This is a genomic window from Enterococcus sp. AZ077 (assembly GCF_051714965.1).
Lineage (GTDB): Bacteria > Bacillota > Bacilli > Lactobacillales > Enterococcaceae > Enterococcus_B > Enterococcus_B hirae.
Genome location: NZ_JBIOSX010000001.1, coordinates 2,143,054 through 2,161,821, shown reverse-complemented (window position 1 = coordinate 2,161,821; position 18,768 = coordinate 2,143,054). Strand labels below are relative to the sequence as shown.

Annotated in this window: 19 protein-coding genes and 1 other annotated feature; of the genes, 14 read left to right on the top strand and 5 right to left on the bottom strand. The window is 39.0% G+C overall.

Translation table 11 applies throughout. From position 1 onward, the window contains the following. Nucleotides 1-197 precede the first annotated feature (197 nt). The gene (locus IGL28_RS10075) at nt 198-1,097 is read left to right on the top strand and encodes an ABC transporter ATP-binding protein (protein WP_010718646.1); all 900 of its coding nucleotides are present in this window, start codon (nt 198-200) and stop codon (nt 1,095-1,097) included. Then, nucleotides 1,090-2,352, top strand: coding sequence for an ABC transporter permease (locus tag IGL28_RS10070; RefSeq protein WP_010738019.1), 1,263 nt, complete (start codon nt 1,090-1,092; stop codon nt 2,350-2,352). The genes IGL28_RS10075 and IGL28_RS10070 overlap by 8 nt, the downstream gene beginning before the upstream one ends. A gap of 150 nt (nt 2,353-2,502) precedes the next feature. On the opposite strand, the gene IGL28_RS10065 is transcribed toward IGL28_RS10070, so the two are convergent. Beyond that, complete coding sequence (locus tag IGL28_RS10065; RefSeq protein WP_010718644.1) at nt 2,503-3,222, bottom strand: gamma-glutamyl-gamma-aminobutyrate hydrolase family protein; 720 nt, start codon at nt 3,220-3,222, stop codon at nt 2,503-2,505. Nucleotides 3,223-3,437: 215 nt separating this feature from the next. Further along, nucleotides 3,438-3,486, top strand: a sequence feature (sodium ion sensor (DUF1646 type); this cis-regulatory element may regulate processes involved in with the transportation of sodium ions). Nucleotides 3,487-3,593: 107 nt separating this feature from the next. Here IGL28_RS10065 and IGL28_RS10060 point away from each other — a divergent pair. From IGL28_RS10060 to IGL28_RS10015, 10 genes are all read left to right on the top strand, one after another. After that, nucleotides 3,594-3,947 (top strand): ATPase V, encoded by a 354-nt coding sequence (locus tag IGL28_RS10060; RefSeq protein ID WP_192924300.1) that lies wholly within the window; start codon nt 3,594-3,596, stop codon nt 3,945-3,947. Further along, nucleotides 3,934-5,928: a V-type ATP synthase subunit I gene (locus IGL28_RS10055; protein WP_081128108.1), complete on the top strand. Its 1,995-nt coding sequence runs from the start codon at nt 3,934-3,936 to the stop codon at nt 5,926-5,928. The genes IGL28_RS10060 and IGL28_RS10055 overlap by 14 nt, the downstream gene beginning before the upstream one ends. Nucleotides 5,929-5,951: 23 nt before the next feature. Continuing rightward, nucleotides 5,952-6,422 carry a V-type ATP synthase subunit K gene (locus IGL28_RS10050; protein WP_010738015.1) on the top strand — a complete coding sequence of 157 codons (471 nt, stop codon included), beginning with the start codon at nt 5,952-5,954 and terminating at the stop codon, nt 6,420-6,422. Between the two features lie 27 nt (nt 6,423-6,449). Further along, nucleotides 6,450-7,034 carry a V-type sodium ATPase subunit E gene (gene ntpE / locus IGL28_RS10045; protein ID WP_081128107.1) on the top strand — a complete coding sequence of 195 codons (585 nt, stop codon included), beginning with the start codon at nt 6,450-6,452 and terminating at the stop codon, nt 7,032-7,034. A gap of 14 nt (nt 7,035-7,048) precedes the next feature. Next, on the top strand, nt 7,049-8,035 hold the full coding sequence (locus IGL28_RS10040; protein WP_081128105.1) for a V-type ATPase subunit: 987 nt from the start codon (nt 7,049-7,051) through the stop codon (nt 8,033-8,035). Next, the gene (locus IGL28_RS10035; protein WP_010718638.1) at nt 8,025-8,336 is read left to right on the top strand and encodes a V-type ATP synthase subunit F; all 312 of its coding nucleotides are present in this window, start codon (nt 8,025-8,027) and stop codon (nt 8,334-8,336) included. The genes IGL28_RS10040 and IGL28_RS10035 overlap by 11 nt, the downstream gene beginning before the upstream one ends. 20 nt (nt 8,337-8,356) lie before the next feature. Then, the gene (locus tag IGL28_RS10030; RefSeq protein WP_010718637.1) at nt 8,357-10,138 is read left to right on the top strand and encodes a V-type ATP synthase subunit A; all 1,782 of its coding nucleotides are present in this window, start codon (nt 8,357-8,359) and stop codon (nt 10,136-10,138) included. Then, nucleotides 10,131-11,507 carry a V-type ATP synthase subunit B gene (locus IGL28_RS10025; protein WP_010718636.1) on the top strand — a complete coding sequence of 459 codons (1,377 nt, stop codon included), beginning with the start codon at nt 10,131-10,133 and terminating at the stop codon, nt 11,505-11,507. Before IGL28_RS10030 ends, IGL28_RS10025 begins: the two co-directional genes overlap by 8 nt. A gap of 7 nt (nt 11,508-11,514) precedes the next feature. Then, complete coding sequence (locus IGL28_RS10020) at nt 11,515-12,147, top strand: V-type ATP synthase subunit D (RefSeq protein WP_080292479.1); 633 nt, start codon at nt 11,515-11,517, stop codon at nt 12,145-12,147. Between the two features lie 316 nt (nt 12,148-12,463). Continuing rightward, nucleotides 12,464-13,810 (top strand): TrkH family potassium uptake protein, encoded by a 1,347-nt coding sequence (locus IGL28_RS10015; RefSeq protein WP_053765709.1) that lies wholly within the window; start codon nt 12,464-12,466, stop codon nt 13,808-13,810. Nucleotides 13,811-13,895: 85 nt separating this feature from the next. On the opposite strand, the gene gloA is transcribed toward IGL28_RS10015, so the two are convergent. Then, nucleotides 13,896-14,267 (bottom strand): lactoylglutathione lyase, encoded by a 372-nt coding sequence (gene gloA, locus IGL28_RS10010; protein ID WP_010718633.1) that lies wholly within the window; start codon nt 14,265-14,267, stop codon nt 13,896-13,898. 128 nt (nt 14,268-14,395) lie between these two features. Here gloA and IGL28_RS10005 point away from each other — a divergent pair, with 128 nt between their 5' ends. After that, the gene (locus tag IGL28_RS10005) at nt 14,396-14,833 is read left to right on the top strand and encodes an NUDIX hydrolase (RefSeq protein ID WP_081128104.1); all 438 of its coding nucleotides are present in this window, start codon (nt 14,396-14,398) and stop codon (nt 14,831-14,833) included. A gap of 90 nt (nt 14,834-14,923) precedes the next feature. Here IGL28_RS10005 and yidA read toward each other — a convergent pair whose 3' ends face one another. From yidA to IGL28_RS09990, 3 genes are read right to left on the bottom strand one after another with little or no spacing between them, the layout of a single operon-like run. Further along, entirely contained in the window at nt 14,924-15,736 is an 813-nt protein-coding gene (gene yidA, locus IGL28_RS10000; protein WP_010718630.1) for a sugar-phosphatase, read from the bottom strand. A 24-nt stretch (nt 15,737-15,760) separates the two neighbouring features. Next, the gene (locus IGL28_RS09995) at nt 15,761-17,131 is read right to left on the bottom strand and encodes an HD domain-containing protein (RefSeq protein ID WP_053765708.1); all 1,371 of its coding nucleotides are present in this window, start codon (nt 17,129-17,131) and stop codon (nt 15,761-15,763) included. Next, nucleotides 17,115-17,945, bottom strand: a complete 831-nt coding sequence (locus IGL28_RS09990; protein ID WP_081128102.1) for a lipoate--protein ligase family protein — start codon at nt 17,943-17,945, stop codon at nt 17,115-17,117. The genes IGL28_RS09995 and IGL28_RS09990 overlap by 17 nt, the downstream gene beginning before the upstream one ends. Nucleotides 17,946-18,316: 371 nt before the next feature. Here IGL28_RS09990 and IGL28_RS09985 point away from each other — a divergent pair, with 371 nt between their 5' ends. Further along, on the top strand, nt 18,317-18,754 hold the full coding sequence (locus IGL28_RS09985) for a DUF1934 domain-containing protein (RefSeq protein WP_010718627.1): 438 nt from the start codon (nt 18,317-18,319) through the stop codon (nt 18,752-18,754). Nucleotides 18,755-18,768: the final 14 nt, after the last annotated feature.

Sequence of the window (18,768 nt, the reverse complement as noted above, 5' to 3'; positions counted from 1 at the left end):
ATGTCAAAATGGTCGTTGTTTCAATGAAAAAGTGGGAAAGAATGGTTTTCTTTTTAAACTATTCATTTTTCAATAGACTTTGGACCTTTAATTGATAAAGAATCTCTGGACTATTTCATTTTTTGCATTTGTATGCGATTTAAGTTGTCTGAACTATCTGAATATGGTAGAAGAAATGGAGACGAAGGAGTGAGACGATGTTAGAAGTGAAAGATTTGGTTAAGACGTTTGGAGACTATACCGCTGTTGATCATGTGTCTTTTCAAATACCTGATGGAAAGATTATGGGGCTGATCGGACAAAACGGGGCAGGAAAAACCACAACTTTTCGATTGATCTTAGATTTTTTGACACAGGATCAAGGGGAAGTTTTATGGAATGGACAACCTTTGGGAGAAAAAGACTATGACATTATTGGCTATCTTCCTGAAGAACGTGGGTTGTATCCGAAAGTAACGATTCAAGAGCAATTGTTGTATTTTGCTGAGTTGAGAGGCAAAAAAAGAAAAGAGATCGAACCAAAAATCGATTTTTGGATGGAAAAGTTCCAAGTAAAAGGAAAGAAAACCGATAAAGTAAAATCATTGTCTAAAGGAAATCAACAAAAAGTTCAATTGATTGCTACGTTGATCCATGAACCTAAATTAATCATATTGGATGAGCCGTTTAGTGGGCTTGACCCAGTCAATGCAGAATTGCTGAAAGACGGGATCATTGAGTTAAAAGAACATGGCTCATGTGTTATTTTCTCCAGTCACAATATGGATAATGTTGAAAAAATCTGTGATCATTTAATTATGTTGCGTAATGGAAAAATGGTGTTAAGTGGGAAAGTCCATGAAATCAGAAATTCTTTTGGACGTACAAAGTTATTCTTAGAATCTGGCTTGTCCCAACAGGAAGTTGCAATGATCGAAGGAGTCGAAAAAGTCGTCACTCATGAAGATCAAACGCTTGAAATCACTTTAAACGATCCTGATGTAGGAAAAGAAATCTTTACCCGAGCAACACAATTTGGCTATATTCCAATGTTCAATCAACAACCGCCTACCTTAGAAGAGATATTCAAAATGAAAGCAGGTGAGATTGATGCGTAAATTTTGGATCATTACAAAAGATGTCTATTTAAAAAATGTCAAATCCATCTCTTTCTTGATTATGATCTTAGTGCCATTCATTATGATAGGGATCGTTTATTTAGCAGGCAATTTTGCTCAGCAAAACAGTGAGATTAATAAAATTGGTGTATTGTCCGAAAATCAACAAGTAACGCAACAGCTTGAACAAGTAAAAACCGATGAGTTCAGCTTTCAAGCGGTTGATTCGCAAACACAAGCTCAAAAAGAATTAGCCGATGAAAAAATTGATGCCTATTTAGTCGTCACAGTCGAAAACGATCAGCTAAAAGGTCAACTTTACAGTGAAAATTCGTTAGGACAAAGTACACAATTGTTGATCCAACAGCAATTAACTGGGTTGCAATCACTATTGCGAGCTAGCCAACTGGGACTTTCTCCTGAAGAAGTAGCTAGTCTTAGTCAACCAGCAAGTTTGACTAGACAAAAAGTAAGTTTTGATAGTAATAACAAAATGAAAGTTGGAGAAGATAATTCTGGCGTACAATATGCGATTAGTTATGCAGCAACCATTATCTTATTTATCATTATCCTGACTTATTCACAAATCATCGCGCAAGAAATTGCTTCTGAAAAGGGAACTCGAATCATGGAAGTCATTTTATCAAGTACGACAGCTCAAAAACATTTTTATGGTAAATTGACTGGTGTCTTGTTAGTTGCTTTAACGCAGATGGCTCTATACGGTGTGATTTTGACTGTGGGATTCCAACAATTTAAACATATGGATTTTGTAAAAAGTATCATAGAGAATATTTCACTAGATAAGATCATCGGACCATTTTTATGGTACGCATTGTTGTTTATGTTCTTTGGTATCTTGATCTTCTCCGTTTTAGCGGCTTTATGTGGATCATTAGTCAACAAAGCAGAAGATACAGCAAAAGCGATTTTACCAGTTACTTATCTTTCTTTAGGTGGCTATATGCTTGGGTTGATCTTAGGCGCATCTGATCCCAACAATATCGTGATTCGGATCACGTCCTATATTCCGTTCCTTTCTTCTTATATTATGCCGATTCGATTGGCGAATGAGACAGTGGGAATGACTAGTGTATTGATTTCACTTGTAGTGTTAATCATTGTCACATTCCTGCTAATGTTCTTCTCAGCGAATATGTATAAATCAAATGTTCTTGTTTATAGTGAAGGTGGCTTATGGAGTTCGTTGAAACAGTCACTTTCAATTATGAGAAATGAACGTAAAAAATCCTAACCGACTGACTATTAAAAGCAGTATCGGCACAAGAAAACGGTAAATGAAAAACTAAATGCTGGCGTTATTTCGGTTGATCTACGAAATAACGCCAGCATTTTTTGTTAGGATATTCTAAAGAAAAAAAATCGTTGCCCAATCACTTCAGGACTAAAATTCTTGAACAAAAAAATCAAATAATCCTTGGTCAGTGGGATTGCTTGAATGTGTCAGCTCTGGATGCCATTGTACACCAAATAATCGAACATCCTTATCGAGACTTTCAATCCCTTCCACTAGACCATCAGGTGAAAAGGCTGTGGCTTTTAATGAAGGTGCCAGCTCTTTCAACGCCTGATGATGATAAGAGTTTACCAAATAAGTATCAGGTAGTAGCTGATGTAATAGAGTGTCGGGTAAAATCTCTACTTCATGAGTAGCAAATTGTGGGGCGGTTGGATGCTGTTCATGTTTGACTGACCACTTAGGATAAGTGGTTAAATCTTGATACAAACTACCCCCAAGCACGACATTTAAGAGTTGCATTCCACGACAGACAGCAAAAATTGGTTTGTTTTGTTTGAGTGCTTCGCTGATAAGTGCCGCTTCAAAGAGATCTCTTTGAAGGTTGGTTTCTAAAAGTTTTGGATGGGGAGGTTCATGATACAGTTGTGGGGAAATATCCTGTCCACCGGCTAAGATCAGTTTATCGATTTGGTCAATATAAGCAGAAGCAGTCTTAGGGGATGAGATCGGTAAAACGATCGGTAAACCATTCGCCTGCTGTACAGCATTGACAAAGCCTTGGGGAGTATAGGTTACTTGATTTCCTTGAAAAGTATCTGTTGCTCGGATCAACTGATTTCCAGCAATTCCAATAATGGGTAACATAAACATTCCTCCAAATCGTCTATTCGTTCTATTCTATCAAGAATAAAAAAAATTTAACACTATTTGAAATAGATCTAGTTTGGGAATACATATGAAGAAAAAATTTTTTTCATGAGAATTTCTTATAAAAAAACAGAGTTACCGAGGAAAAATATGGTGTTCTTATTGAATTTTTTCGTCATTTTGGTACAATAGAATTAAATCACGAATAAAATGGTTGGGCATAATGCTTCAAGGATCGCGTTCTTCAAGGGGTGAGAAGAACATATTGAAGGGCTCAGCATCATTAGTCAACTAAAGGGCACATACTTTCAATGTAACGAGAGCATGTGTCCTTTTTTAATCGAAAGGGGGAAGTGATTGTGACAGAAATGGCACGAATTTTGACAAGAATCAAAGAAGCAGAAGAGAATAATCAGAAAAAAGAAGAGCAGGTCAAAGCTGAACTTGCTCAATATGAACAATTAAAAAATAACGAATTAATCGATTTGAATAAAGAATTCCAAGAACGATTAACCAAGCTGATGAAAGAAAAAAGAAAAAATGAAGAGGAAGTAACTGAAGACGAACAGCACAAACTGGAATTGATTTTAGAACAATTTCGTCAAAAAGTTCTTGAAATAGAAAAAACATATTTAGAAAAAGAAGAAGAGGAAATAGCGAAGAAAAAGAACTTAACGAATGAGATCATTGAAAGGATGAAACAAAAAAATGGCTGTCACTAAAATGGTAAAAGTGACTCTCATTTCAGATAAGAAAAATCGTGAAATCTTGTTGCAAGCAGTTCAAGGACTTCATGCAGTAGAAATCCGTGATCTGTTCCAAGAATCTGAAAACAATCAATGGGTAGAGACGTTTTTTCCTGAACCAGAGATGATCGATAAGGACAAGGAACTTGCGAAATTATCCTATAAATTAACGGATATTCGTACAGCTATCCAATTTATCGAACATCATGGCGAAAAAAGACAGAAAAAACAACACTTAAAAAGGCGTGAACTTTCGTTAGATACTTTGGAAAAAAATTATTCAGAAGAAGCTTTTTCGAAAAAGCTGGAAGAAGTCTTACTTTTGAAAGAACAATGGGAGCAACTAGTAGACGAACGCCAACAATTGGAAGACCAAGAGAATTGGTTGCTCAATTGGCAAAATCTGGATTTGGCGCCTAAAGCATTTGATAGTCAAATGACCAAGCTAGTCATTGGAACGGTCAATGCTAAAAATGCTGAATCTTTTAAAGCTGAAGTTGCTGAGATAAACGAAGCCTATTTAGAAGAAATCAACTCTTCACCAACAACGACTTACTTTGCCTACATTGTTTTACGAGCTGACGAGTCACGCATGGAAGAAATCGCCAGTCGTTATGGATTTGTTAAAGAAGACTATCTGTATGAGGGGACACCACAGCAACAGTTAGTTGCTGCAAAACAAAGTTTACAGGAAATCAAGGACCAACAAAAGAAACTCTCTTCAGCCATTGGAGCTTGTAGTGGGTATATCAAAGATTTCGAATGGACGGAAGAAATCTTCTTGGCTCGCTCTGAACGAGAAGCAATCAAGGACCGGATCATTCATACTCCTTATCTGATTCTGATTCAAGGCTGGGTGGATCATGAAGAAAAACAAGAATTGATCCACATGCTACAAAATGTCTTAGCAAGTGAAGAAGTCTATTTGACCTTTGACGAGCCAACGGACAATGAAATTGCTGAAGAAGTACCGACCAAACTAAAGAATCATCCGATCGTTGCTCCTTTTGAGATGTTAACGGAGATGTATAGTTTACCAAAGTATGAAGAAGTTGATCCAACGCCGTGGATGATGCCGTTTTACCTCGTCTTTTTTGGCATGATGGTGGCGGATATCGGGTATGGGTTACTGATGTTTTTAGGGGCATTTTTACTCCAAAAATTAGTGGTATTGCCACGGGGAATGCAACGTTTTGCAAAATTCTTTGAGATTCTAGCGATCCCTTCGATCATCTGGGGATTTATCTACAGCTCATTTTTTGGGGCGGCATTGCCTAAAGAAATTTTTGGTATTCATTTACCATTTCCGATTTTGTCTACTACAGATGATGTCAACACGATCTTGATTTTATCCGTAATTTTTGGGTTGATCCAAATATTAGTCGGACTATTTATTGCTGCTAAGGAACATATCAAACGAAAAGCATATGTCGATGCCGTGAATGATGGGTTTGCTTGGCAAGGGATCTTGCTTGGTATCATTCTGATTTTATTGGGAACGATGATCCTTAAAAACAACGCCTTTGTTTATTTAGGCGGTGCATTAGCTGTTCTTTCAGCCGTATGTATTTTGATCATTCCTGTTTTCCAATCTTCATCAAAAGCCAAGGGGATCGCCAAAGGTGCGTATAATTTATATGGTCTAACTGGCTATATCGGAGACTTAGTCAGCTATACACGACTAATGGCACTGGGAATCTCTGGAGGAAGTATTGCCGCAGCTTTCAACATGTTAGTTGCTTTTATGCCTCCAGCTGCTCGTTTTAGTGTCGGAATTTTATTGATCATTGTCCTACAGGCTTTGAATATGTTCTTAACACTTTTGAGTGCCTATGTACATGGCGCAAGATTACAATATGTAGAATTTTTTGGAAAGTTTTACACTGGAGGAGGGCGTTCCTTCAAACCACTAAAAACGGTGGAGAAATACGTCAACATCAATCATAAGAAAAAATAGAAATATTGGAGGAATTTGATACAATGATGGATTATTTGATTACTCAAAATGGTGGAATGGTATTTGCAGTATTAGCGATGGCAACAGCAACGATTTTTTCAGGAATCGGGTCTGCTAAAGGCGTTGGAATGACTGGGGAAGCGGCAGCAGCATTGACGACCAGTCAACCAGAAAAATTTGGACAAGCGTTAATTTTACAATTACTTCCAGGTACCCAAGGATTATACGGTTTCGTTATCGCCTTCTTGATTTTTATCAACTTAGGCAGTGATATGTCTGTCGTTCAAGGATTGAACTTCTTAGGAGCTTCCTTACCGATTGCCTTTACTGGTTTATTCTCAGGGATCGCTCAAGGGAAGGTTGCAGCAGCTGGTATTCAAATTCTAGCGAAAAAACCTGAGCATGCAACAAAAGGGATCATTTTTGCTGCGATGGTTGAAACATATGCCATCTTAGGTTTCGTTATTTCTTTCTTACTGGTCTTAAATGCGTAATAGCCTAGCTTATAAGGAGGAATGACGGTGGATGCGATTGATAAAATCATCACTCAAATAAATGAAACAGCACAACTCGAACGTGCATCATTCGAAGAAATGAAGCGCAAAGAAATCGATCAAAAATTTGAAGTGAAAAAGTGGCAGATCGAAGCAGATTTTCAGAAAGAAAAAGCAAGTAAACTGGAAGAAATTGAACGAAGTTATTGCCAGTTGAGAAACAAGCAAAAAATGCAAGTGAAACAAGAAATCTTAAATGTGAAACAAGAAGTTTTACAGCGTTTATTCACGGAAGCAACGCTTCAGTTAGAAAATGAACCAAAAGAAGAACAACTTGCATTGATGAAGCAAATGATCCAAACATTACCGATCAATGGCACAGCTCGCTTGATCCCAGGAGAAAAATCAGCGGATATCTTAACACCTGCGGTCATCGCTGAATGGAATGAAGAACTTCCTTTTGAATTAATACGGGAAGACTTTACTGAAAAAGCACAAGCAGGGTTGATCATTGATGATGCTGGTATCCAATATAACTTTTTATTTAGTCACTTGATCAAGGAAATTCAAGAGACGATGAGTGCTGAAATTGCCAAAGAATTATTTGACTAAGGAGGGATTGTTAAATGGAGTATCATGAATTAAATCCCTTGATACGTGGTAGAGAATTAGAGTTGATTTCAAAAGACACGTTTGAGCAAATGATCCAAACCGATTCGATCGATTCACTTGGAGAAATCTTACAATCCACGATCTATCAGCCGTATATCTATGACGGCTTTGACAAGGATTTTGAAGCCAATCTCTCTCAGGAACGCAGCAAATTATTCCAGTGGTTGAAAGAATCTGCACCAGAACCAGAAATCGTTTGGATCTATACGATGCGTTACACTTTCCATAATTTGAAAGTATTGACAAAGGCTGAGATCACAGGGCAAAACCTTGATCACCTTTACATCCATGATGGATTTTATTCGCTGGAAGTGTTGAAAGATGCGATTCACACGCAAGTGTCGGTGGAATTGCCAGACAGTCTCATGGATTATATTCGAGAAGTTCATGAATACTGCGAAGAATCGACTATTTTACAAGGGATCGATGTGATTTATGACCGTTGTTTTCTAACCGAGCAACGTCGCTTAGGGGAACAGCTTGGTTACCCTGAACTATTAGAAGAGATCATTGCTTTTATCGATTTAACGAATATCACCACGACAGCAAGAGGGATCTTGCAGCAACGTTCTGCAGGTTTTATGACAACAGTTATTTCAAGTTCAGGAAGTATTCCGAAAGACACATTGCTTTCCTTTGTTCGTGGGGAAATGGCATCTTTTACTCAGTTTTTACTGACAACAGATTACAGTGAGCTATTAAAGCAAGTCATCCATGAAGAACAGATTGATTTAGTCAGTTTGGAACAATTGAAAGATGATTATTTAAGTTCTTTTTATCAAGTAGCACAGACACAAGCGTTTGGCCCGTTACCATTACTAGCTTTTTTGAACGCAAAAGAAGTCGAAAGTAAAAATCTGCGCCTTTTGATCATTGGCAAACGAAATCACTTTTCACTGGAACAACTAAAAGAAAGGATGAGACAGGTCTATGACTTATAAAATCGGAGTAGTAGGTGACAAGGATTCTGTCTCGCCTTTTCGATTATTTGGCTTTGATGTACAGCATGGTACGACAAAGACTGAAATAAGAAAAACAATCGATGAGATGGCTAAGAATGAATATGGTGTGATCTATATCACCGAACAATGTGCAAATCTGGTCCCTGAAACGATTGAGCGCTATAAAGGACAATTGACACCTGCGATCATTTTGATCCCTAGTCATCAAGGAACCCTTGGTATCGGTTTAGAAGAGATCCAAAATAGTGTGGAAAAAGCTGTTGGACAAAATATTTTATAATAGGAAAAGGAGATAGTCATTTGCAAATTGGAAAAATCATAAAAGTCTCCGGTCCTCTCGTTATGGCAGAAAATATGTCAGAAGCAAGTATTCAAGACATGTGTTTAGTGGGAGATTTAGGAGTCATCGGCGAAATCATTGAGATGCGTCAAGATGTGGCGTCTATTCAAGTATATGAAGAAACTTCAGGAATTGGTCCCGGAGAACCTGTTCGTTCCACTGGGGAAGCACTATCTGTTGAGCTAGGACCAGGAATCATTTCACAAATGTTTGACGGGATTCAAAGGCCACTGGATACATTTATGGAAGTGACTCAAAGTAACTTCTTAGGACGTGGGGTCCAATTACCAGCTTTAGATCATGAGAAACAATGGTGGTTTGAAGCGACAATCGAAGAAGGAACAGAAGTAAGTGCTGGAGACATCATTGGGTACGTGGATGAAACGAAGATCATTCAGCACAAAATCATGGTCCCTAATGGTATCAAAGGAACTGTACAAAAAATTGAATCTGGATCATTTACGATCGATGATCCGATTTGTGTGATCGAAACGGAACAAGGCTTAAAAGAGCTGACGATGATGCAAAAATGGCCAGTACGTCGTGGTCGACCAATCAAACAAAAATTAAATCCAGATGTACCGATGATCACCGGTCAAAGGGTCATTGACACGTTTTTCCCAGTAACTAAAGGAGGAGCGGCAGCCGTTCCAGGTCCGTTTGGTGCAGGGAAGACAGTTGTGCAACACCAGATTGCTAAGTGGTCGGACGTAGATCTAGTGGTTTACGTTGGTTGTGGGGAACGAGGAAATGAAATGACGGATGTCGTCAATGAATTTCCTGAACTGATCGATCCAAATACGGGCGAGTCTTTGATGGAACGAACTGTGTTGATCGCTAATACATCGAACATGCCAGTAGCTGCTCGAGAAGCTTCTATTTATACGGGAATCACGATTGCCGAGTACTTCCGTGACATGGGGTATGATGTAGCAATCATGGCAGATTCCACTTCTCGTTGGGCAGAAGCACTGCGTGAAATGAGCGGACGTTTAGAAGAAATGCCTGGTGATGAAGGTTATCCCGCTTATCTGGGCTCTCGTCTAGCTGAATACTATGAACGTTCAGGACGTGTCATTGCTCTAGGCTCTGACCAACGTGAGGGCAGTATCACTGCCATCAGTGCGGTTTCTCCTTCTGGTGGAGATATCTCTGAACCAGTGACTCAAAATACCTTACGAGTGGTGAAGGTTTTCTGGGGATTAGATTCTAGTCTTGCTCAAAAAAGACATTTTCCATCGATTAACTGGATCCAAAGTTACTCATTATATTCAACAGAAGTTGGCAGATATATGGATCAAATCTTACAACAGGATTGGTCTGATATGGTAACTGAAGGCATGCGGATCTTGCAAGAAGAAGAACAATTAAATGAAATCGTGCGCTTGGTAGGGATCGATTCGCTTTCTGATAACGATCGCTTGACCCTTGAAGTAGCAAAATCGATTCGAGAAGACTATTTACAACAAAATGCTTTTGATGATGTAGATACGTTTACTTCAAGAGAAAAACAATTCAACATGTTGAAAGTTATTTTGACTTTTGGGAAAGAGGCACGAAAAGCTTTATCGCTGGGAGCGTACTTCAATGAAATCATGGAAGGTACAGTAGCGGTCAGAGAACGCATTAGTCGGAGCAAGTATATTCCAGAAGAAGAGTTAGCCAAAATTAGTAGTATAAATGAAGAAATCAAAGAAACGATCCAATTGATTGTTTCAGAAGGAGGGATGACCGATGATTAAAGAATATCGTACAATCAAAGAAGTGGTCGGCCCTTTGATGGCAGTCGAAAAAGTTTCGGGAGTCAAATATGAAGAATTGATTGAAGTTCGGATGCAAAACGGCGAGATTCGTCGTGGACAAGTACTAGAAGTCCAAGAAGACAAAGCAATGGTTCAGATCTTTGAAGGAACCAGTGGAATCAATCTAAAAAATTCTTCCGTACGTTTTTTAGGACACCCTTTACAATTAGGGGTATCAGAAGACATGATCGGTCGGGTTTTTGATGGTCTTGGTCGACCAAAAGACAATGGACCTGAAATCTTGCCAGAAAAATATTTAGATATCAATGGCGAAGTAATCAATCCAATTGCCAGAGATTATCCCGATGAATTTATCCAAACAGGGATTTCAGCAATCGATCATTTGAATACATTAGTTCGTGGTCAAAAATTGCCGGTTTTTTCTGGCTCAGGTTTACCACACAAAGAGTTGGCTGCCCAAATTGCTCGCCAAGCAACTGTTTTGGATTCTTCCGATGATTTTGCTGTGGTTTTTGCTGCCATCGGTATTACTTTTGAAGAAGCCGAGTTTTTTATGGAAGACTTTAGACAAACAGGTGCGATTGACCGCTCTGTTATGTTTATGAATTTAGCTAATGATCCAGCAATCGAACGAATCGCCACACCAAGAATGGCATTGACGGCCGCTGAATATTTAGCTTATGAAAAAGGCATGCACGTCTTAGTCATCATGACCGATATGACCAACTATGCAGAAGCGCTCAGAGAAATTTCGGCCGCACGTCGAGAAGTTCCTGGCCGTCGTGGTTATCCAGGCTATCTTTACACAAACTTAGCCACCTTATTTGAACGGGCTGGACGGATTAGAGGATTGAAAGGTTCTGTAACTCAAATTCCGATTTTGACGATGCCAGAAGATGATAAGACTCATCCGATTCCCGATTTGACGGGCTATATCACAGAAGGTCAGATCATTTTAACGAGAGAGCTTTATAAGAGTGGGATTCAACCACCGATCGATGTCTTGCCTTCTCTTTCACGGTTGAAGGACAAAGGAACAGGTGCCGGTAAAACGAGAGAAGACCACGCAGCAACGATGAACCAATTGTTTGCCGCCTATGCGCAAGGAAAACAAGCGAAGGAATTAGCTGTCGTTTTAGGTGAATCTGCCTTGTCAGATATTGATAAAATCTATGCAAAATTTGCGGAACGATTTGAAAACGAATATGTCAACCAAGGATTTTACACCAATCGGACGATCACAGAAACGCTTGACTTAGGTTGGGAACTGTTGGCAATGCTTCCAAGAACCGAGTTAAAACGAATCAAGGATGATTTACTGGATAAGTATTTGCCAGAAGGGAAGTGAGTTCCTTATGCGATTAAACGTCAATCCTACGAGAATGGAGCTAACTCGTTTAAAGAAACAATTAACGACAGCGACAAGGGGACACAAACTTTTAAAGGATAAACAAGATGAATTGATGCGTCAATTTATTTTACTGATCCGTAAAAATAATGAGTTACGCCAAGCAATAGAAAAAGAAACCCAAACAGCAATGAAAGATTTTGTCTTAGCAAAGTCAACAGTCGAAGAAGCCTTCATTGACGAACTTTTAGCATTACCAGCGGAAAACGTCTCACTTTCTGTAGTTGAGAAAAATATTATGAGTGTCAAAGTTCCCCTCATGAATTTTCAATACGATGAAACATTGAATGAGACACCATTAGAGTATGGCTATCTTCATTCTAATGCAGAGTTGGATCGTTCGATCGATGGTTTTACGCAGCTCTTACCAAAGCTTTTGAAGCTGGCAGAAGTTGAAAAAACATGTCAACTCATGGCTGAAGAGATCGAGAAAACCAGAAGAAGGGTCAATGCGTTGGAATATATGACGATTCCTCAATTGGAAGAAACGATTTATTATATTAAAATGAAGCTGGAAGAAAACGAACGAGCAGAAGTAACTCGCCTGATCAAAGTGAAAAATATGGGAACAGAAGAGTAAGGCTGATCCAATTCAGCATTCTAATGGCTTTTTTCATGATCAGAACAAATCGAATTTAGCGTAAGAAGAAAAAGTAGTCATTTATTTTTCTTCTTACGCTCGTTTGCTTATAATGGAAAGAGGTCGTGAAAGAAGCGGTCAGCTCCGAGCGAATAAGCGATGATTTTTTTAAATAGCTTCTCCTATTTTAGAAAATCATCGCTTATTGCCGAGTAGTTGCTTCACGCCAATGATTCATTTTGTACCTATTTATGATCGCAGAACAAAATGTCGTTCTGAGATCTTAGATAAAAATTAAGCATAAGGAATGACTATCATGAAAAAAAGAGTAAGAAAACGATTATCACCTGTCCAGCTAATTGCTGCTGGTTTTTTTATCTTGATCCTGTTTGGAGGTAGCTTACTGACGTTACCATTTTTTAGCCGCAGCGGAGAAAGCACCCATTTTATTGATGCCTTATTCACTGCAACCTCAGCTGTTTGTGTGACTGGTTTGACGACACTGAATACTGCGGAGCATTGGAATAGTGCAGGACAGTTTTTGATCATGACCTTGATTGAAATCGGTGGGTTAGGCTTTATGATGATCCCGATCCTCTTTTTTGCTATTGCGAAGAAAAAAATCAGTTTTAGTATGCGGATTGTGCTAAAGGAAGCCTTAAACCTTGAAGAGATGTCGGGTGTAATTAAGTTAATGATCTATATCTTAAAATTTGCGGTGGTGATCCAAGTAATCGGGGCGGTTGCTTTGAGTGTAGTTTTTATTCCTGAATTGGGTTGGGCTAAAGGAATCTGGTTTAGTATCTTTCATGCCGTTTCTAGTTTTTGTAATGCAGGATTTGATTTATTAGGAGACAGTTTACTTGCGGATCAAACAAATGTTTACCTGATCATGGTCGTTTCAGCGTTGATCATTGCAGGTGGATTAGGTTTTATTGTCTGGCGTGATATTCTAAGTTATCATCGGGTCAAAAAAATCACACTACATTCAAAAGTCGCCTTATCTGTAACTGCACTCTTATTAATTGGTGGATTTATTTTATTTCTCATCACTGAAAGAAATGGACTGACTTTAGTTAAAGGTACGTTTACAGAAAGATTAGCGAATACATTTTTTATGAGTGTGACACCAAGAACAGCAGGCTATTACTCTATTGATTATTTACAGATGAGTCATGCAGGATTGATTTTAACGATGTTTTTGATGTACATCGGAGGAACTTCTGGTTCGACAGCTGGAGGACTGAAAACTACGACATTAGGAATTTTATTGATCCAAATGCATGCCATGTTTAAAGGAAAGACACGAGCAGAAGCCTTCGGTCGAACCATTCGCCAAGCAGCCGTGCTACGTGCATTGACTCTTTTCTTTGTAACTCTCTCTTTATGTGTTGTTGCGATCATGGTCCTATCTGTGACGGAGACGATTCCTAAAACGTCAGGAATCGAATACATTGCGTTTGAAGTCTTTTCCGCTTTTGGGACAGTTGGGTTGACGATGGGGTTGACCCCAGATTTGACATTGATCGGAAAACTAGTCATTATTTCTTTGATGTATATCGGTCGAGTAGGAATCATGACAGTCGTTTTTTCACTACTAGTAAAAGCGAACAGGGCAGAAGCCAATTACAAATACCCAGAAGAAAGCATCATGCTTGGGTAGTTGTGAAGGTATCGGGGAGTTCTGATGATAATAAAAAAGAAACGCTCAAAACAAGAGAAGCTGTTTTGAGCGTTTTTTTACAACCTTATCCCCGAATAACTTCGATTTTATATCCGTCAGGGTCAACAACGAAATAATAAGAAGGAGCTGTTCCTGGAAGTCCTTTTAGGTCTGTCACATTGAATCCTTCTGCTTGGTGTTTTTCGTGAAGTGCTTCTAAATCATCCGCAGCAATAGCAATGTGTCCATAGCCATTCCCTAGATCATAGCCTTCATGATCATAGTTATAAGTTAATTCTAATTCGTAGTCATCTCCTGGTAAAGTTAAATAAACAAGGGTGAATTTGTTTTCTGGAAAATCACGGCGACGACTTTCTTCAAAGCCAAACGCTTTTTGGTAAAATTCTAATGAAGCGTCAAGATCTTTCACTCGAACGCAAGTATGAGCCATTTTCATAAATAACTACTTCCTTTCCTTTTTTTTCATCATAACAAAAAAAGAAAGAGCAATAGAAGATTTGCGCTTGTTTATGAGAAAACTCTCATGTAAAATAAAAAGTAAATAAGCTTAAGGTGGACAAAATGATGGATAAACCAGTATTTGGTGAAAAAGAAGCAGGGGTCCAGTATTCCCCACGATATGCTGCCTATATCATCGTGGAAGAAAAGAACAAACTAGCTTTGATTGAAGCTCCAAATGGTGCTTATTTTTTACCTGGTGGAGAGATCGAAGCGATGGAAACGAAAGAAGCGGCACTCAAGAGAGAACTCCTTGAGGAAATGGGGATCGTCGCAGAAATTGCGACTTATCTAGGGGAAGCGGATGAGTATTTTTATTCCAATTACCGTCAGACCTATTACTATAACCCAGGCTACTTTTACGTGGCAAACGGCTGGCAACAAGTGGCAGAACCAACTGAAAAGACGAATACCGTTTGGTGGGTCACACCACAAGAAGCCATTGAAAAATTAAAACGAGGTAGCCACAAGTGGGCGGTTGAAAAATGGTTATTGAACAATTAAAACAATTAAATCAAGAAAAAATCCAAAACCAGCGTACAGTCAGTGACGAACTGGTTTTGGATTTTTATTTAGTAGCAAGTGTTATTTTTATTATGATAAAACATACGTTTTGATCGCTTCTGCCACACCATGTTCTTCATTTGTTTTAGTGACCACGTTGGCAGCTTCTTTAACTAGCGGAACAGCATTACCCATCGCAACGCCTAAGCCAGCATATTCAATCATCGATAAGTCATTTTCGTTGTCACCAATCGCCATGATCTCATCCTGATCGATTCCAAGATGTTGCGCTAAGTTCGCAACGGCTGCGCCTTTACTTGCTTCTTTGTTTAATACTTCAAAGTAATAAGGCGCACTTTTCACTGTCGTGTATTTTTCACGGAATGTTTGGGGCAAACGAGCAATCGCAGCATCTAAGATATCAGGTTCGTCGATCATCATCATTTTAACCAAATTGATATCTGGTGTCATTTCTTCAGGTGTGCGGTATTTCAACGGCATATGAACTAAGCTGGCTTCATGGATCGTATACGCACTGATATCACGATTAGAGGTGTAAATCGCCTGATCATCAATGGAGTGTAGATGACTGCCAACTCGACGAGCCATCACTTCGATTTCTAAATAATCTTCATGTGTCAAACCATGACGTGCGATGATTTTTCCTGATTTTGTTTGTTGGACAAGTGCGCCATTGTAGGTGATCACGTAGTCATTTTCTTGGAATAAATCGAGTTCATTCAACTGTTCCTGTACACCAGGCAACGGTCTGCCGGTACACAAGACGATGGCTACTCCTTTAGCGACAGCTTGAGCAATCGCTTCTTTGACGTCTGCTGTAATTTCTCTTTTCTCATTTAATAAGGTTCCATCGATGTCGATGGCGACTAACTTGATAGACATAATTTCCTCCAGTGATCGTGTGTTTTAGTTTGTTTGGGTAATCAGTGAACCATTGCGGATATGGCTTGCAAATTCTTGATAGGTTTCGTCAAATAGATCGTAGTGATTTCTTAAAGACGGATCAACCATTTCTTTTGGAAAGAAAAATCGTTCATCTCCTTGTTCTTGTCCAGCAAGAGCAGCCACAAGTTGGCTCACCTCTGATAATTCTACCAAAGTTCCATCATTTCGCAAGATTTCGATTTGTGTTCGATGGCGTCCTTCTTCGGGGCGATAAAAATCATAAGGCAAATCATAACTGGAATTGATGGCAGTATAGTAGACAGGATTGTAGCCAACTTTTTCCACAAGAGCAGTCATTTCCTTGATCAAGGAAGAAGAGCGATCCCCAGAAAAAGTTGCCGATTTTAACGGTTTACGGTATAAGAAACGTTTAGCTAAATCACTTAAGATTGGATCAGAAAATTCTGTCCATTGGGTAAAATAAGTTCCTAAAACGCCATCGTCTAATTTTAAATACTCATCTAGTGTAAAGTTTTCGTCAAGAAACGGTAAGAGTAGTTGAGAATGGGATTCAAACACATTGGGATCTTCTCGATACAACTCATGCGCCCGATGTAACAAGTGTTCTAAAATTACTTCCATGCCACGAGACACAGGGTGGAAATAAACTTGAACGTACATTTGATAGCGACTCACAATATAATCTTCGACTGCGTGCATCCCATTCATCGAAAAGGCGATCCCGCCTTTATAGGGACGAATGACACGTAAAATTCGTGTTAAATCAAACGTACCGTATTCTGTCCCAGTGTAATAGGCATCTCGCAACAAGTAATCCATTCGATCAGCATCGATCTGACTCGAAATCATTTGGACGACTTGGGGATTAGGATACGTTTTTTGAATCACACTGGCAACTTTTTCTGGAAATCCTTCTTCCACACGATTCAAAATTTGATAAACTTCCGTTTCGGGAGAAGTAATGATTTCTACAGTGATCGCTTCATGATTCGTATGGAAAATATGCTCAAATGTATGAGAATAAGGACCGTGACCAACATCGTGAAGTAATGCTGCGCACAACGTAACCAAACGTTCTCGATCATCCCAGCCGTCAGCGCCAATTTTTTCTTGAGGGAAATTGCGGGAAAAGATATCACAGATCCGTCTTGAAATTTCATAGACCCCTAATGAATGAGTGAACCGACTATGTTCAGCGCCGTGAAAAGTAAAGGAAGAAGTGCCTAACTGTTTGATACGGCGCAATCGTTGGACTTCTTTTGAATTGATCAAGTCTAAAATGACTTGGTGTTGGACATGGATATAGTTATGGACCGGGTCACGAAAGACCTTTTCGATCGGTAATAATTGATATTTATAAGGAATAGTCATCAGCAAGCTCCTTTAATTTATTTCGTTCTTCCATTCGATTGATTTGATTCGTCCACTGTTCAGAAGTGACATGTGCCTCTTTCCAACATAGCGCATCAACTGAACGACTCTCTCCATAGAGTTGTGTGAGTGCCAATTGGAATTGCTGTTTTACATCCTCAATGGTTAAAGGAATTTCAAGTAAATCAGCTAAGGTTGCCATACTTTCAGGAACGACCGCCGGGTAACCATCCGTGCCGAAATCCTCTTTCAACGCTTCTTGATAGAATCGTTTCATCGCTTGACCTCTGGTTTGTTGTGCGCCATTGACACTAACATACATCATCACAGAAATCCCGTTTTTTATGCGACGTTGGGCGATCCCCGCAAACTTTTTACCGTTGATACTCAGGTCATACGTACCAGGACAATAAGAATGAGTCACTTCAAAAGCTTCGATTGATACGGTTGGAAAAGCCAGACGAGTCAATGTGAGCATTTTTTCATAGGCAGCATCAATCGATATCTTCTCCTGTTCGTTTTGAGGGAAAATCAATGAGAGATTTAAAACCCCTTGATCAGAAATGATCCCTAATCCACCAGCGTTACGAACGATTGGCTGATAGCCTGCTTTTCTTAGCTCCTGAATGCCTTCATGGAAGTAGGGCGTTCGAGTATCTTTCATTCCTAAGATCACCGTTTGTTCATATTGCCAAAAATGGAGAAAGTTTTGGTTGTTTTTTTTTGAATACTCGGTTAAGATATCCGTCAGAGCAAAAGGGGTAAAATCATTTTTTTGATAAATTTTTTGATCCAAAATAATTGTTGGATTCATTACATTCGCTCCTTTATATAATTAATCATCGATTGACATTCCAATGATTCACGTTTGTCATCGTTTCATGGGAGTTTCTCTCATTATTATACTATACTCTAACATACTCTAAAAAAAAGAATTTATTGAGTCTGGGACAAAACTTGGCTCAGTCTCTTCTGGTAGCTCTAAAAACGAATAAACGGTGTTCAAGCATCAGCTCCTTGAAATAAGCCTGAATTTTTCAAAATATGAGAAGCTATTTTAAAAAATTCTTTCTTATTGTCATCGGAGCTCCCCGATGCTTTCACAACCTCTTCGATGACGAGTTGTTTGACAAATAGACGAAAACTAGGAACAATGTACCTATATGAAGTAAAGGAGAAGGTAAAATGGCACAATCGCAAGGAACACCCATTTCAATCAAATTACGGACGAAAGTCATGCAAAATGGGGAGCATCAAGACTTTTTCTTTGATCTGAAAGGTCAAATGGTCAAAATTGGGGATACGTTATACATACGATACCAGGAAATTCAGGAAAATACAGCAGAAGAAATCCCTGTAACGATCAAATTGATGCCCGATGGACAGGTTCAACTGATTCGTGCGGGAGAAACACGGATGCGACTAAAATTCGGGTATCGTGAACGTTTGGAAACAACGTATCGGACACCTTATGGCATGCTTCAAATTGAAACGTATACCAAAGAATTACATGTTAGTCTGAAAGACCGACCAACCGCTGGGAAAGTAATGATTGAATACGACTTGCTAATGGGACCAGAAAAATTAGGGGAATATTATTTAACTTTAGATTTTACTGCTTAAATCGCAAAGAAACG